Origin of the sequence: Prolixibacter denitrificans (genome assembly GCF_003014495.1) — a bacterium.
Taxonomy (GTDB): domain Bacteria; phylum Bacteroidota; class Bacteroidia; order Bacteroidales; family Prolixibacteraceae; genus Prolixibacter; species Prolixibacter denitrificans.
The window spans coordinates 449,115-463,946 of sequence record NZ_PYGC01000001.1; the positions used below are offsets into that span (position 1 = coordinate 449,115).

General features: G+C 43.6%; 12 protein-coding genes. 3 read left to right on the forward strand and 9 right to left on the reverse strand.

Annotation, left to right across the window (positions count from 1 at the left end; translation table 11 throughout):
• Nucleotides 1-6: 6 nt before the first annotated feature.
• Together CLV93_RS02015 and CLV93_RS02020 are read left to right on the forward strand one after the other, a co-directional pair.
• The gene (locus CLV93_RS02015) at nucleotides 7-1,278 is read left to right on the forward strand and encodes an arginine deiminase (RefSeq protein ID WP_106540496.1); all 1,272 of its coding nucleotides are present in this window, start codon (nucleotides 7-9) and stop codon (nucleotides 1,276-1,278) included.
• A complete protein-coding gene (locus CLV93_RS02020; protein WP_106540497.1) occupies nucleotides 1,279-1,812 on the forward strand; it encodes an RNA methyltransferase in 534 nt (177 codons plus the stop codon).
• 191 nt (nucleotides 1,813-2,003) lie between these two features.
• Here CLV93_RS02020 and CLV93_RS02025 read toward each other — a convergent pair whose 3' ends face one another.
• The 9 genes from CLV93_RS02025 to CLV93_RS02065 form a co-directional block, all read right to left on the reverse strand.
• Nucleotides 2,004-3,755, reverse strand: coding sequence for a tetratricopeptide repeat protein (locus CLV93_RS02025; RefSeq protein ID WP_106540498.1), 1,752 nt, complete (start codon nucleotides 3,753-3,755; stop codon nucleotides 2,004-2,006).
• Between the two features lie 109 nt (nucleotides 3,756-3,864).
• Nucleotides 3,865-4,500 (reverse strand): deoxynucleoside kinase, encoded by a 636-nt coding sequence (locus CLV93_RS02030; protein ID WP_106540499.1) that lies wholly within the window; start codon nucleotides 4,498-4,500, stop codon nucleotides 3,865-3,867.
• 51 nt (nucleotides 4,501-4,551) lie between these two features.
• Nucleotides 4,552-6,669 (reverse strand): prolyl oligopeptidase family serine peptidase, encoded by a 2,118-nt coding sequence (locus CLV93_RS02035; RefSeq protein WP_106540500.1) that lies wholly within the window; start codon nucleotides 6,667-6,669, stop codon nucleotides 4,552-4,554.
• Nucleotides 6,670-6,812: 143 nt separating this feature from the next.
• Nucleotides 6,813-7,310 carry a hypothetical protein gene (locus tag CLV93_RS02040; protein ID WP_106540501.1) on the reverse strand — a complete coding sequence of 166 codons (498 nt, stop codon included), beginning with the start codon at nucleotides 7,308-7,310 and terminating at the stop codon, nucleotides 6,813-6,815.
• A 92-nt stretch (nucleotides 7,311-7,402) separates the two neighbouring features.
• Nucleotides 7,403-9,628: a polyribonucleotide nucleotidyltransferase gene (gene pnp, locus CLV93_RS02045; RefSeq protein ID WP_106540502.1), complete on the reverse strand. Its 2,226-nt coding sequence runs from the start codon at nucleotides 9,626-9,628 to the stop codon at nucleotides 7,403-7,405.
• A 103-nt stretch (nucleotides 9,629-9,731) separates the two neighbouring features.
• Nucleotides 9,732-10,001: a 30S ribosomal protein S15 gene (gene rpsO, locus CLV93_RS02050; protein WP_106540503.1), complete on the reverse strand. Its 270-nt coding sequence runs from the start codon at nucleotides 9,999-10,001 to the stop codon at nucleotides 9,732-9,734.
• Nucleotides 10,002-10,168: 167 nt separating this feature from the next.
• Nucleotides 10,169-11,203, reverse strand: coding sequence for a potassium channel family protein (locus CLV93_RS02055; protein ID WP_106540504.1), 1,035 nt, complete (start codon nucleotides 11,201-11,203; stop codon nucleotides 10,169-10,171).
• A complete protein-coding gene (locus tag CLV93_RS02060; protein WP_106540505.1) occupies nucleotides 11,190-12,467 on the reverse strand; it encodes a DUF2851 family protein in 1,278 nt (425 codons plus the stop codon). Before CLV93_RS02060 ends, CLV93_RS02055 begins: the two co-directional genes overlap by 14 nt.
• A gap of 65 nt (nucleotides 12,468-12,532) precedes the next feature.
• Nucleotides 12,533-13,897 (reverse strand): sigma-54-dependent transcriptional regulator, encoded by a 1,365-nt coding sequence (locus tag CLV93_RS02065; RefSeq protein WP_106540506.1) that lies wholly within the window; start codon nucleotides 13,895-13,897, stop codon nucleotides 12,533-12,535.
• Nucleotides 13,898-14,031: 134 nt separating this feature from the next.
• Between CLV93_RS02065 and CLV93_RS02070 the strand changes: the two genes are divergently transcribed.
• Nucleotides 14,032-14,778, forward strand: a complete 747-nt coding sequence (locus tag CLV93_RS02070; RefSeq protein WP_106540507.1) for a toxin-antitoxin system YwqK family antitoxin — start codon at nucleotides 14,032-14,034, stop codon at nucleotides 14,776-14,778.
• Nucleotides 14,779-14,832: the final 54 nt, after the last annotated feature.

The window sequence follows — 14,832 nt, forward strand, 5'->3', positions numbered from 1 at the left end:
GAGTCAATGAAAAAATTTAACGTAAATGTCAGCTCGGAAATCGGGCAATTAGAGGGAGTTATTCTACATACTCCCGGGCAGGAGGTGGAGAATATGACTCCTCAAAATGCCGAGCGCGCCCTTTACAGTGATATCCTGAACCTATCGGTTGCCAGACAGGAATATGCGCAATTAAAAGGTGTTTTGGAAAAGGTTGCCAATACCTTTGAAGTAAGAGATTTGCTGACTCAAACCCTTCAAAATTCGCACGCAAAAGAGCGAATTATCAACCGCATATGTGAACGTGAAGATGCTTTTTGCGAAATATCAGCTTTGTATGACCTCCCGGAAGAAGAGTTGGCCCGGCAGCTCATTGAAGGTTCCATTTTAAAACGCGATAACCTGACTAAATTTCTGAGCAAAGAGCGCTTCGCCCTTCGCCCGCTGCACAACTTTTTATTCACGCGCGATACTTCAATGACTGTCTATGATGAGGTTTTGATTGGAAAAATGGCGAGCCCGGTACGCGACCGAGAAGCCTTGATTATGGAGGCTATTTTCAAAGACCATCCACTCTTCGGAGTGAAGACCATCAACCCGATCGTTCCCATTAAAAACATTCCATCCAGTCCCCTGGCCAGCATCGAAGGCGGTGACGTGGAGATTGCCAGGGACGATGTGATACTGATCGGAACGGGTGTTCGTACCACTTCACAAGGAATTGATTATCTGATTGAATCGATTAAAGAGAAGAAAACATCCGCCAAGCATATTATTGTCCAGGAACTGCCACATACGCCAGAATCATTCATTCACCTCGATATGACTTTTACATTCCTGAACAAGGATGAAGTAATGGTTTATGAGCCCCTGATTCTTGGAAACAATAAATACCAGACCATTCACATTACCATCGATAACGGCGAGGTAACCAGCATCAAACTGCACGAAGATCTACTGCAAGCTTTGAAAGAAGTAGGCATGGATATGAAACCGATTCAGTGCGGAGGAACCAAGGATGATTGGACGATGGAACGGGAACAATGGCACAGCGGAGCCAACTTCTTCTCCATTGCACCTGGAAAAGTAATTGGCTACGAAAGAAATAACTACACCATCGAGGAGATGAGCAAAAATGGTTACGACATCATTAAAGCTCAGGACATTATCGAAAACAAGGCAGATATTCACGCATCGAAGAAAGCGGTTATTACCATTGCGGGTTCAGAACTGAGCCGTGGTGGAGGCGGTGCCCGTTGTATGACGATGCCTGTGGGACGGAAAAAAGTAGATTGGTAGATGACGAGAAAGCTGAAAACAAATGAACTGGGGAGATTATCTGTCGATGAGTTTAAAGAGGCGGATAAGCTCCCGGTAACTGTTGTTTTAGACAATATCAGGAGCGGAAACAATGTGGGCTCGGTATTTCGCACCTCGGATGCTCTTCGTGTTGAAAGAATCATTCTTTGCGGAATTACAGCTACGCCGCCAAACAAAGAGATTCATAAAACAGCTATAGGTGCGGAAAAATCAATCGATTGGGAATACTTTAAGCACACCGAAGAGGCTGTTCAAAAACTAAAAGATGAAGGCTATAGAATTGCCGGAGTGGAACAAGTGGAGAACAGCACTTTATTGCCTGATTTTAAAGCGAATGCTGACACTCCATTAGCTCTTGTTTTCGGCAATGAGGTAAAAGGTGTACAACAACAAATCATCGACATGTGCGATGAAAACATAGAAATCCCACAATACGGAACCAAGCACTCATTCAATATCTCGGTGAGTGCAGGTATCGTATTATGGGATATCTGCAATAAAATGCGTCGGTAATAACATACCGAACATATACAACAATCTCAGGGTGGATTCATTGTGCACTAAGCACGATAATCCACTTTTTTCTTTGAAAGAAATAAAGGTTTTACCAGAGTAGAATTGTAAAAATGCAGATGCAGAAATTCTATTCCGAAGTAGTTTTCACACTACTCCGGAATAGTTTCTGAAATATTTTAAATTGAGTCTTACTCTACGATTGACTTGAACTGCTCGTCGTTGAAGTACTTCGAGAACTCGAGATCAACCTTGGCGATGTCTTTATACTTGGCATCTTTGTTCACGGCAGCCTTCAGGCTATCGTACAACAGAGTTGTCTTAGCAGTACGTGCACCGATGATAGCTTTCAGGTAATCACCCAATGCTGACTCTTTCTTCAGGTTGTTCAAAGTGCGGAGTGCTCCATTGTTATCGCCGGTAAGCATCTGAGCAAGAGCTTTGTTGACACAAGTTCCGTCACCGAAATATTTAACGGCTGCATCATAGTCACCTTTCAGAATACTTACAGTACCCAGGTTGTAGTTCACTTCCTGACCGGCACCACTAGCTGCACTGAAGAGTTCCTGAGCTTTGTCTAGATTTCCGTTCACCAGTGCTACTCCACCGAGGTTGTTCTGGATGATTGGGTTTTTCGGATCCAGTTTGTCAGCCTTTTCGAAGTTTGACTGAGCATCGCTGGTGTTACCCTGATTCATTTCAACAACGCCGAGGTCATTGAATCCACGCCAATCTTCCGGGAACTGACGAGTGAAGCTGGTGTAAATTGCTTTCTGCTTGTTCAGGTCTTCAGTAAGAGAAGCTGCGTAAAGCAATTCTGCCTGGTTGAGTTTGGAAGGATCGGTGTCTGCGAGATTAGCAATTTCCTCGTCAGTTTTACCAATCAAATCAACACTGGCAATAATTTTTGAACGACGCAGTTTCGGAAGAATTGTTTTTGCGATTTCCTGGAACGGACCAGTCAGGTTGCGAATCTCACGCTCGCGAACTTCCGGATCCTGGTACATTGAAAGTACACGCAAAATCATTTCCTTATCCTGGATATTGGATTTCTGCATCAATTCTTTGAAACCTTCCCAGTCTTCCGGAGTGTATTTTCCGGTAACTTCAGTTTCAACTTTATCTTTTTTCAGTTTTCTGTCAACAACTTTGGTAGCTGAACCTTCACGTTTTTCAGCCAACTTGGTATTGAACTTCTCAGGTCCGTCCGGAGAAGCATAAGCTGAAACCTCAACGCCTTTCAGATCTTTGCGGTCTGCTTCAAATGCGTCTTTAATATACTGGTTCAACTTATCCATGTCTTCCTTCTTCAACTGAGAACCGCGAACATATGAACTGTTGATGAGATACATCAAATCTGCTTTGTACTGATCGGGTACGACACGCTGAAATTTATCAATTGTCGGGTCATAAACGCCAGTAGTATTCTTTTCTTTCTGAATACCTACGATTGATGCGGGTTGGTCTTTAACCAAAGTTGAGGTTGCAATTACGCCGTCAGCAATCTTAACCGGATCGAAATCCAAAGTCTGGTCTCCTTGAGAAGCGGTGATGCGAACGACCAAATCAGATTTACGCATGCCATCTACATAAGGTACGCTACCTTTATATGAGAAAGTTCCACCGTTGGTGTAGCTAATCACTTTGTTATTAGCTTCAACCTTTTCTCCCTGCAATTTGTAAGGAGCATACGCTTTTTCTCCACCCTGATAAGTCAGAACGGGAGTAGCTGTAATAGTAGCTTTCTTATTAAAGAACTTTTCAGGAATACGCCCCTGAATCTCAACATCAACGTTACCACCTTTTGCTACAAGCACTTCAGGAGTAACCGTGTAGTTGATCTTATCGGCATTCTTCTTCATTTTCTGCAGACTGGCACAGCTTGACAGCATCATCGCGCCAACGAAGAACACAGCAACAGCCTTAAAATTGATTTTCTTCATGATGAACCTTTATTAATTTTCAAAACCAATTGTTCGACACTTTTCACAAAAGTAAAATCTTTTGTTAATTAAGAAAAGCTTTAGAACGTTTTTTTATTATTGAATCTAATTATAATATCACTCTGTTTACCCCCAAATTATAGGACTTATGAAAAATAACATCGATTAGTTTTTCATAATCTGCCTGGTTCTCCACGAAATCAATATTCCGGGTATCAATAATAACAATCGGGAAGTCATTTTGCTGACGGAAAAAGCGAAAATATCCTTCACTAATTTTCTTGAGGTATTTTTCGTCGATTTCCTGCTCGTAATCCCGTCCTCTCTTCCTGATATTTTCAATCAGACGATTCTCAGGAAGGTGAAGATACACATACAAGTCAGGCTTGGGGTGTTTATCATATATGATTTCAAAGAACTTACGATACAACTGATACTCATCTTCAGCGAGTGTATTCTGAGCAAAAATCAGCGATTTCATAAAAAAGTAATCGGCCACCGTCAACTGGTGAAAAAGATCGCGATCAGAAAGCTCCCGCTTCAACTGATTATATCGTTCGGCCAGGAAGGATAACTCAAGAGGGAACGAATACCTTTCCGGATCTTTGTAAAATTTCGGCAGAAACGGATTATCTGCAAACTTCTCAAGAATCAGTTTAGCCTGAAAATCCTGACTTATCCGATTTGATAATGAGGTCTTTCCCGACCCTATATTACCTTCTATGACCAAAAAACTTATATCCATACAAACCCGGGGTAAAAATTCCGGGAAAGATATCCAATAATTTGCGAAGGGTCAATTAAATTTTGGCTCAACCCCCATTTCGTAAAACACAAATGACCAGATATCGGTGTACTCATCTATTATCTTCGACGTTGGTTTTCCTCCTCCGTGTCCTGCCTTGGTTTCAATGCGAACCAACGTCGGATTTTTACCATCGTTATACTCCTGCATCCGCGCCATATATTTAAAGGTATGCGCCGGCACGACCCTATCATCATGATCGGCTGTCAATGCAAGAATTGCCGGGTAGTGTCCTCCCTTTTTAATGTTATGATAGGGAGAATAAGCATACAGATACTTGAACATCTTCTCGCTATCGCTACTGGTACCGTAATCACCGGCCCACGACCAGCCAATAGTAAATTTGTTGTAACGAAGCATATCCATCACTCCCACCTGCGGAATCGCAACGCGGAATAAATCAGGGCGCTGATTGATGACAGCACCTACCAGCAAACCACCGTTTGAGCCCCCCATCAAAGCCAGATGATTGGTGTCGGTGTATTTCTTTTCGACCAGATATTCCGCTGCCGCGATACAATCGTCGAATACATTTTGTTTGTGCATTTTGGTGCCGGCTTCATGCCATGCTTCGCCATACTCTCCTCCTCCTCGCAAATTCGCGACAGCATAAACACCACCTTGCTCAAGAAAAACCATTCGTGCCGGTGAGAAGTATGGTGTCAGACTAATATTAAAGCCGCCGTATCCATATAACAGAGCAGGATTCGTTCCATCCAGCTTGGTTCCCTTCTTCATGAAAATGAACATCGGAACCTTCGTACCGTCCTTGCTGGCATAAAAAACCTGCCTGGTTTCAAAGTCTTTCGGATTGAATTTCAACTCAGGTTGCCTGAATACTTTCGACTCACCTGTTACCACATTGTACTGGTAAATGGTATTCGGCATCGTCCATGATTCGAACGTGTAAAAAGCTTCACTATCATTCTTCTCACCAATCAGCACCGAAGCGCTACCCATCTCGGGCAGCTCAATGTTCCCGGTCAGTTTTCCGTCGGGCTGGAATAACTGTAGAACAGTATGAGCATCTTTCATATAAGAAGCACATATTTTTCCTCCAACGACCGATGCATCACTCAACACATCGTCCGATTCAGGAATAATTTCCTTCCAGTTAGCTTCCTCCGTATGCTTTGGGTCTACTGCAATTAACCGGTATCGGGGTGCTTTGTAATTGGTCAGAACCAATAGCTTCCCATCCATATCATCGATAACCTGGAACTCTTTGTCAAACGAAGTATAAACCGGCTTCCACTTTCCATTCCTTTCATTATTCATCCTCACATAAAGCGAGTTACCAATAGACGCCTCGTACTCGGTGAGATATTTAATTTTTTCGTCTCTCGTTACGCTAACATCCGACAGCCGTTTCGGATGTTCCGGCGTGTCGTACACCATTTTATCATCCGACTGAGGTGTGCCGACCTTATGATAATACACCTTATGATACTCGTTGGATTGACTCAATTCATCGCCTGCCTTAGGCTTATTGTACCTCGAATAGTAAAAACCATCGCCATCCCATCCAATGCCAGAGAATTTAATCCACTGCAAACGGTCGGATAGCTTCTCTCCGGTATTGATATCCAAAACATATCCCTCATTCCAATCGGAACCTGAGCGGGCCACAAAATAGGCGAGATACTTCCCGTCGTTGGAAACACGTGCGGCGCTAAGCGCTACGGTTCCGTCGTCGGACAGTTTATTGGGATCAAGTAATACTCTTGGCTCAGCATCTAAATTATCCTGAACATAGAGTACACTTTGATTCTGCAATCCATCATTCTTGTAATAAAAATACTTACCTGCCCTTTTGAAAGGAGCCGAATATTTGGGGTAATTCCAGAGGTTGGTCAGTTGCTTCCGAATACTATCCCGGTAGGGAATCTTGGCCAGAAAAGCATTGGTTACTTTATTCTCTGCTTTCACCCACTCTGCCGTTTCTTCCGAATTATCATCTTCCAGCCAACGATACGGGTCACTTACTTTATGACCAAAGTAATCGTCAACAACATTGTCTTTATGCGCCACAGGATATTTTATTTTCTGATTGTTCGTACAGGAAAAGGCAAATAAAGCCAGACCTGCAAGTAGTATGGTCCCTTTCACAAGCTAAGTATTAAGTTTAGTTACTAAACATTTAATGTCTGTCTGGTATAAAAAGAAACACAAAAAGTACGCAAAGGTTTAATTCTTTGCAACTTAAACGAATAAAAAAGTTAGCTAAAATGGTTATTCCCCTTAACAAATCCTCAAAGGAGCTTCTTTTTCGCTCTCATATTATTGTCTTTTCGACCTCCGAGCACGTATCCAATCAACATTCCAATAATGGTTCCTCCAACAATGAAACCCCATTTCTGCCCATGAAATAACACCAAATCAATCAAGGCTCCCACCAATGCACCGGCTGGCAAACCAAGCGCTGACCACCTGTAGGTAAAATAATAAGGTGGAAGAAACCCGTGTTCTTCGGTCATGTGTGAGGCCAACGTCGAGAGTGCCCGATCAAATTTGCGCCTTCTCTTACCCGGATTCTTCACCGCATCGTTCATTCCGGCAATGGTTTCCCTGACGCCGGAGTGCATTTCCCGGCAAACCGGACAATCTTTTGAAAATTGGTCCAGGCGTTGAACATTGCGCCAAAACTCTTCCAGTCGATAAAATCGAACATCCTTTTCCGATATACCTTTCAGGTTTTCACGGAAAAGCTCCTCTGTCTCATTCAGCCACGCTGATTCTTTCGCTTCCATGTATAAAAAAAGATTGATTAAATATAGAAAAAACTGGCAGAGATAAAAAAAGCCCGGTCACCCGGGCTCTTAAATATAGTATGAATATACATCTATCGGTTGTTGTCACGACGCGGCGGACGACGGTCTCCACGGTCACGATTACGATCACCACCTCTGCGGTCGCCTCGACCACCCCGATCGTTCTCGTTTCCGGTACGCTCCGGACGAGGCAGCAATACCTTTCTCGAAAGTTTCAGTTTACCTGTACGTTGATCAACCTCAAGTAGTTTTACTTCTACTTCGTCGCCTTCTTTCAGCACATCGGCAGGATTCTCGACACGTTTCCAATCGAATTCCGAAACGTGGAGCAAACCTTCTTTACCCGGCATGATCTCTACAAAAGCACCGAATGAAACGATTGACTTCACTTTACCTTTGTAAACTTCGCCTACTTCAGGTACAGCAACAATCGCACGCACGCGCTCTAAGGCAGCATCAATTGCTTCACGGTTGGGTGCGCTGATTTCAACGATACCCAAGTCATCAACTTCCTCAATTGCGATAGTTGATTGGGTATCTTCCTGAATCTGCTGAATGATTTTTCCTCCAGGACCAATAACCGGACCAATCATCTCTTTCGGGATAGTGATGGTCACGATTCGCGGTACATTCGGTTTGTAATCTTCACGAGGTTCTTCAATCACTTCGAGAATCTTACCCAGAATGTGTTCACGTCCTTCTTTGGCTTGCTGCAGTGCCTGAGCCATCACTTCATATGAAAGTCCGTCAACTTTAATATCCATCTGGGTAGCGGTGATTCCTTTTTCTGTTCCGGTTACTTTGAAGTCCATATCTCCCAGGTGATCCTCATCACCCAGAATATCGGAAAGAACAGCAAATTTATCTGAATCCTTATCGGTAATCAATCCCATGGCGATTCCTGAAACCGGGCGTTTCATTTTTACACCGGCATCCATCATGGCCATCGTTCCCGCACAAACCGTTGCCATCGATGACGAACCATTCGATTCAAGAATATCCGACACAATACGCATGATGTAAGGGAAATCGTCCGGAATCATTCCTTTCAAAGCACGGTGAGCCAAATTACCATGACCAATCTCACGGCGTGAAACACCTCTTGGTGTACGTGGTTCACCAACAGAAAAGGGTGGGAAGTTATAATGCAACAAGAAACGCTCACGTCCCTGAACAGTTACATTGTCGATAATCTTCTCATCCATTTTAGTTCCCAGCGTCAAACTAGTCAACGACTGTGTTTCACCACGAGTGAAAATCGCGGACCCGTGTGCTCCCGGCAGGTAATTAACCTCGCCCCAGATAGGACGAATCTCATTGGTTTTCCGTCCGTCAAGACGAATCTGCTCATCCAGGATCATCCGGCGTACAGCTTCTTTTTCCACATCGTGGAAATAACGACCAATCAAGCTAAGCGGAACTTCTTCTTCCTCTTTTCCTTCACTGTATTTCTCAATGAATTCTTCCTTAACCTTATCGAAGGCTTCGTAACGTTCCTGTTTGTTCTGTATCGTTGCCCGAGCTACATCGTATACTTTCTGGTAAGTTTCCTTTTTAACCAGTTCACGCAACTCTTCGTCGTTTATTTCGTGTGAGTACTCACGCTTTACCACCCCAAGTTCAGCAGCCAGTTCTTCCTGAACCTTACAATGTTGCTTAATGGCATCGTGCGCAAATTTGATGGCTTCCAGCATTTCATCTTCGGAAACCTCATCCATTTCACCTTCTACCATCATGATGTTGTCATACGATGCCCCCACCATAATATCGATATCAGCCTTTTCCAACTGCTCCAACGAAGGATTGATGACTAACTTTCCATCAACACGACCTACACGAACCTCTGAGATAGGACACTCAAAAGGCACATCGGAAACAGCGATTGCTGCAGAGGCTGCCAATCCCGCTAACGAGTCCGGCATTTCATCTTTCCCTGTTGAAATCAGGGAAATCATCATAGCCGTTTCAGCATGATAATCTTCCGGAAACAGGGGACGCAGAGCGCGGTCGACCAGACGAGCTACCAAAATCTCATCATCAGAAGGACGTCCTTCACGCTTCAGAAAACCACCGGGGAAACGACCCGCAGCAGAAAATTTTTCACGGTAGTCAACCGACAGGGGCATAAAATCAACGTCTTCCTTAGCTTCCTTTGCCGAAACGACAGTGGCTAACAACATTGTATCACCCATTTTAACTACAACCGATCCGTCTGCTTGTTTTGCTAGTTTTCCAGTTTCGATAGTGATGGACCTTCCATCACCCAGATCGATTGTTTTTTCAATAGCTTTGTACATAATCTCTTCTTCAAACAATTAATAAGTTTCAAACAAATGGGTGGGGCTTTTTTAAAAAATACCAAAAAAGGCAATTCGAAAATTGCCTTTTAAGGTCGTTCGTTTATCTACGAAGATTAAGTTCTTTCAGAATAGCACGATAACGCTCAATGTCTTTTCTTTTCAGATAATCGAGCAATGAACGGCGCTTACCAACCAGACGAATCAGTGCACGCTGGGTGCTGTAGTCTTTGCGGTTCTTTTTCAGGTGCTCAGTCAAGTGACTAATGCGGTATGAGAATAACGCAATCTGACCTTCGGTTGAACCAGTGTTGGTAGCACTTTTGCCGTGCTTTTCAAAAATCTCTTGTTTCTTTTCAGATGTTAAATACATTTTCTTAAAATAATTCGTGTGATACAATTATTACACCGCAGTATTCGAGTGCGATAGCAACGGCGTAACATTATCTGCAAAAATCAGCCCCAAAAGTAAAGAAAAATATTGAAAAACTGTAATCTTTATTTGTGAATATTTCATTTAAACCATTTGACTAACAACCGCTAAAGCGATTCAGGCTCCTGCTCCAGAAATTCCTGTAATTTGGTTACCTGCGCATGCGAACCCAAAACGAATAATTTATCGCCCCGATTGAGCATATGCCCGGGGCCCGGATTGAAGACATATTTTCCTTCGAAATTCTTCAGTCCCACAATGGTAGCTCCCGTCACATTTCCCACTAGTAAATCAGCAATGGTTTTTCCTTCGTACTCCTCAGCCATCCTGCTACAGGGAACCTCTGTGAGGCTTACCGATTTATTTCGCTGAAGCAGAACATACTCGACAAACTCCACTACATCAGGCTGTGTAACCAACCGAGCCATACGCTGACCTCCCATGCGTTCGGGCATAATCACATTGGTTGCACCTGCCCGGCGAAGCTTCATATCCGAACCAATCTCCGAAGCACGACTAATAATCAACAAGTTAGGATTCATGCTTCGCGCCGTTAACACGACAAACACATTATCGGCATCATTTGGTGTTGTGGCAATCAATGCACGTGCATGGTCGATTCGAGCCAACCTTAAATCATCCTCGTGAGTAGCGTCGCCGCGAACATATAGCAGGTTGGGATCTTCGCGAATGCGCTCAATCACATTATCGCGTTTTTCGATAATAACAAAATGTTGATTATGATCCATGAGCTCCAGCGCCGCTTGTTCTCCGTTTCGGCCAAAGCCACAAATAATCACATGATCGGTTAGCTTTTCAATCTTCTTGTTCACGCGATTCGTCTTTAAATAATTAATAAACTCTCCATCGAGGAAAAAACGCACCAAACTGGAACCAACGTAGGCAATATTACCCAGCGATAAGATAATCAAAATTGATACAAATATTTTCCCGGCAGGAGATAGAGGTTTTACCACCTCGAATCCTACGGTGGAAACCGAAATAATGGTCATATAAAATGCATCAACCAGATCGAGGCCTTCAATAATCATAAACCCGAGGACGCCGAAAATAATCAGCGACAGCAGGAGGACGATCCCAATGCGTAATGTTCTGTAAGTTTGTTCCTCAAAGAGGTTCATGCAAAATAATTTTATGCCCGATTCCGCAACTCAGACACCGCTTCAACTCGCAATACCTGCTTTTTAAGTGCAACAAGGCTTGTGATTCCAGGGCGTTGTCCGCTTCTATTCCGGACACGGTCCACTTTCGTATTACCATATTGTCCTCTGCCGGCAAATCTTCCAGCAGCTGCAGAGCCCTATTCTTCAAATATAGTTTATTTTGGTTTTCTCCATACAGGAAATAAAAGGGAACAATCACATTAATCACCAATAATCTCAGTGCCTGCTCCCCGAGTTTTTTCTTACGGCGAGGCGATTCCCGATTGAAATGATAATGCGTATCCCAGTACGGTGAAGCAACGACCTGAAACCAACCACGGATTTCGTCCATATTTTTTGCTTCCAGCAGTTTTCCCAATAACCCCTGCGAATTGTATATCAATCGTGCAAACTGAGCCAGGCGGATTGTCGGAAAATTGACCGGACGCATTCGCATGAATTTCCACAGATGCCCTTCAATGGGACGCAAAGAGTATTTTCCGGCCAGAAACCGGTATTCCTTTCGCAACTGCAGATAATAATTATCGGCAAACAGCTCTTCGCCTAAAAGTCCGGCCTGACCGAAAAGCAATGCCTCGGTTTGCATGAGCGAATCGTGATGATGAGCCAGAACCTTCTGGGGCAACGACCGGACAACCATCTCAAATGGCTGGGCATTCACTTTAAAACCAAAGCCCCGAGCCAACATCCGGTAAAAGGTTTCTCCCCAATCGCCATTCGTATCCTGAAGCAGTTCATCTACGACTCCCGTCTTTTCTTTCAGGCGTTCAATCATTACACTGTTCAGGAAAAACTTCACGCGAAAGGGATCTATGCGGAAAAGACGCGATGCACAGGCTACCCAGTCCTTGCTTTCGGTTAATTCCTGGTAATTTCTTTCGATGGTATCCGCCCATTTCAAAACAAATGTGGGAAGTTCGGCATCCAGAGCATTTTTTACCGGTTCGTCATGTTCAGCGACGACATGCAGTATAACGTTGTTATAGGCCGGGTCTTCTTGATGACCGTGACGATTCCAATCGGAAGATTTTTGGTGTATTTCGACACTGCCCACCCATAACGTGTCGCCAATTTGGATACGTGCTTCTGAGAAATCAGGTCCGGCATGCAGGTTATGCATTCCGGGCTGAAGAATTTCAACGGGTTCTCCGCCAATCGTTTTTTGCTGACGGGTTTGATATAAACGGTGTTTCCAGATAAAGTGGAGAAACTCTTCTTTCATACGGTTGGTGGATAATATTCCTGAAATTACAAAATTCCAGCCTCATTAACCAACCATAATGTATATCAAAGTTTATACTTCCGGATTTTGTTGTAGAGGGTTTGACGAGTGATTCCCAACTGAGTAGCTGCCGCGCTGTGATTCATTTTGTGCCGTTCCAGCGCTTTTTTAATCATCGATTTTTCCATTTCTTCGATGGTATCCGGAATCTTGAATAACTGTGATTGTGCAGCCGACCGGAACATAAAATCTTCCGGACGCAGCACGTCTTTTTCACACAGGATTACAGCTTTCTCTATTGTCAGCTTTAATTCGGAGATGTTTCCCGGCCAGGGATTCAGCTTTAATTCTTCCAGCGTCCGGGCACTCATCCGAAGCGGCCCTTTATGGTATTTGGCACTAAACTGCCCGATGAAAAAATTAGCAATCTCTTCAATATCTTCCACCCGATGCCTTAATGCCGGAATTTCGATAGCCCTGGACGAAAGACGACGATAAAGCTCTTCGTGAAAAGCGCCTTCGTTTACCAAAGACCTTAAATCCTCTGCTGTCCCCAACAACAATTTAACATTTACCGGTACAGCTCTGACGGCGCCAACCGGCTCAACCGTATTACGCTCCATGTAACGTAAAAACTGTTCCTGAACCGAAAGAGGTATTTTGGCGACCTCCGGAATATATAGTGTTCCGCCTTCAGCAATCTGAAACTTCCCGGGGAGATCGGGATCGGCAGTTGGGTAATTCCTTTTCTTCACTCCAAAAAGATAACCGCCCAATTCGGTTTCCCGCTCCAATAAACTGTTTGCCTCCAGGAATAATTCGTTCCGACGGGATGACTGACTATGAATGTAACGGGCTACTGATTTCTTGCCACTTCCGGTTTCACCCTGCAACAAAATAACATCAGGCGTATCGATCACGCCCGCTAAGGCGTGCATCATCCGATTGTAAGGCACAGAACTTCCCTGAATGACTGGTTCAGTTTGCAACAACTCTTTTTTTATTCCATCGAAACGGGACTCAATTAGCTCACACCGCTCCTTCATCAGCTTCAATTGAACAACCGAACGAAGCGACGCAACAAGTTTTCGAGTATTTACAGGCTTGAAAGCAAAATTGGCGGCCCCTTCTTCAATCGCCCGGTCACCGAGCATCACGTCATCTTCGTTAAGTAGAATAACCACCTCTATCCGGGGATTGATCCGTTTTATTTCGCGCAACCAATAAAGGCCACGCTCTTCACCCTCCCTTACACCGGAAAAATCAACGTCTAAGATCGCCACATCGGCCTTCTCGGTCTTGAGATAAAACGGCAGCAGGTTAGGATTTGAAAAGGATTTCACCGATTCAAAGTCCATCCTGAGCGCCATCTCCAACGACCCGCCAGGACCTTTTGCGTCATCAATGATTAATATTCGACCTTCAGACATTAATTATCTAATTTCTAACAAAGATACGTCCACTTCTTTCTGAGAACAACCTAATCTGTAAATTTTTTTTACACTTTTTTCGGTTTTATTCCCTACTTATATTACTTATCTTACAGTATGTTAATTTCGTCACTATGAAACACATCAACCTAACCATTACTCTGATAGCTTTTCTGTCGGGGGTTTCCTTATTTTTTGCCTGCTCATCTTCAAAAAATGATAAATCCAATACTACCTCTTCGGGAAAAAATGTAAAGGGTGAATTAAAGGCTGTCCGGAATTATCAAAACGGTAAACTTTCATCTATTGTTCATTTTAGGGACAGTGTCGCAGAAGGTGAAGCCCGTAATTTTTATTCCAACAGGAAGCTGGCTTCAGTATTTTACTACGAACACGGGAAACTGCACGGAAAAGCGGTTAAATACTATCCGGATGGAAAAGTTTATCGAATCCGCTGGTATGTTCACGGAAAACTCCAGGACACGGTAAAAAAATACTATGAATCGGGCAAACTCATGTCTAAGCAAACCTATAAGGATGGAATGCCTTCGAACGATTTAAAAGAATACAAGCAAAACGGGGAACTGATAACCAATTACCCCACCCTTGTATTTACGCTTAAAAATTCGGCCGATTTCTATAAACGAAAACTACTGGAATTTAGGTTATCGAATGGTTCCAATGCGGTCCGATATTACTATGGTCCACTTACAGAAGGGAAATACCTGGACCCGGAAGCTACTCTTATCGGACAGCGGGGCAATACAGGACAAATTGCACTTCAACCGGAAGATCTAGGTAGAAAACTGGTAGTCATTGCTAAATACATCACTCCGTTTCAAAATGTCTACCCGATCCAAGCCAGTTACACTTATAAATAAAAAGGGCATCCCTTTCCCAGGAATGCCCCGTATTTATTTTTCAGAATAAAATAT

Excerpts from the sequence above, each read along its gene's own strand:
- CLV93_RS02015 (WP_106540496.1), top strand. The coding sequence starts at position 7 with ATGAAAAAATTTAACGTAAATGTCAGCTCGGAAATCGGGCAATTAGAG.
- CLV93_RS02025 (WP_106540498.1), bottom strand. The coding sequence starts at position 3,755 with ATGAAGAAAATCAATTTTAAGGCTGTTGCTGTGTTCTTCGTTGGCGCG.
- CLV93_RS02070 (WP_106540507.1), top strand. The coding sequence starts at position 14,032 with ATGAAACACATCAACCTAACCATTACTCTGATAGCTTTTCTGTCGGGG.
- rpsO (WP_106540503.1), bottom strand. The coding sequence starts at position 10,001 with ATGTATTTAACATCTGAAAAGAAACAAGAGATTTTTGAAAAGCACGGC.
- pnp (WP_106540502.1), bottom strand. The coding sequence starts at position 9,628 with ATGTACAAAGCTATTGAAAAAACAATCGATCTGGGTGATGGAAGGTCC.
- CLV93_RS02055 (WP_106540504.1), bottom strand. The coding sequence starts at position 11,203 with ATGAACCTCTTTGAGGAACAAACTTACAGAACATTACGCATTGGGATC.
- CLV93_RS02065 (WP_106540506.1), bottom strand. The coding sequence starts at position 13,897 with ATGTCTGAAGGTCGAATATTAATCATTGATGACGCAAAAGGTCCTGGC.
- CLV93_RS02040 (WP_106540501.1), bottom strand. The coding sequence starts at position 7,310 with ATGGAAGCGAAAGAATCAGCGTGGCTGAATGAGACAGAGGAGCTTTTC.
- CLV93_RS02030 (WP_106540499.1), bottom strand. The coding sequence starts at position 4,500 with ATGGATATAAGTTTTTTGGTCATAGAAGGTAATATAGGGTCGGGAAAG.
- CLV93_RS02060 (WP_106540505.1), bottom strand. The coding sequence starts at position 12,467 with ATGAAAGAAGAGTTTCTCCACTTTATCTGGAAACACCGTTTATATCAA.
- CLV93_RS02020 (WP_106540497.1), top strand. The coding sequence starts at position 1,279 with ATGACGAGAAAGCTGAAAACAAATGAACTGGGGAGATTATCTGTCGAT.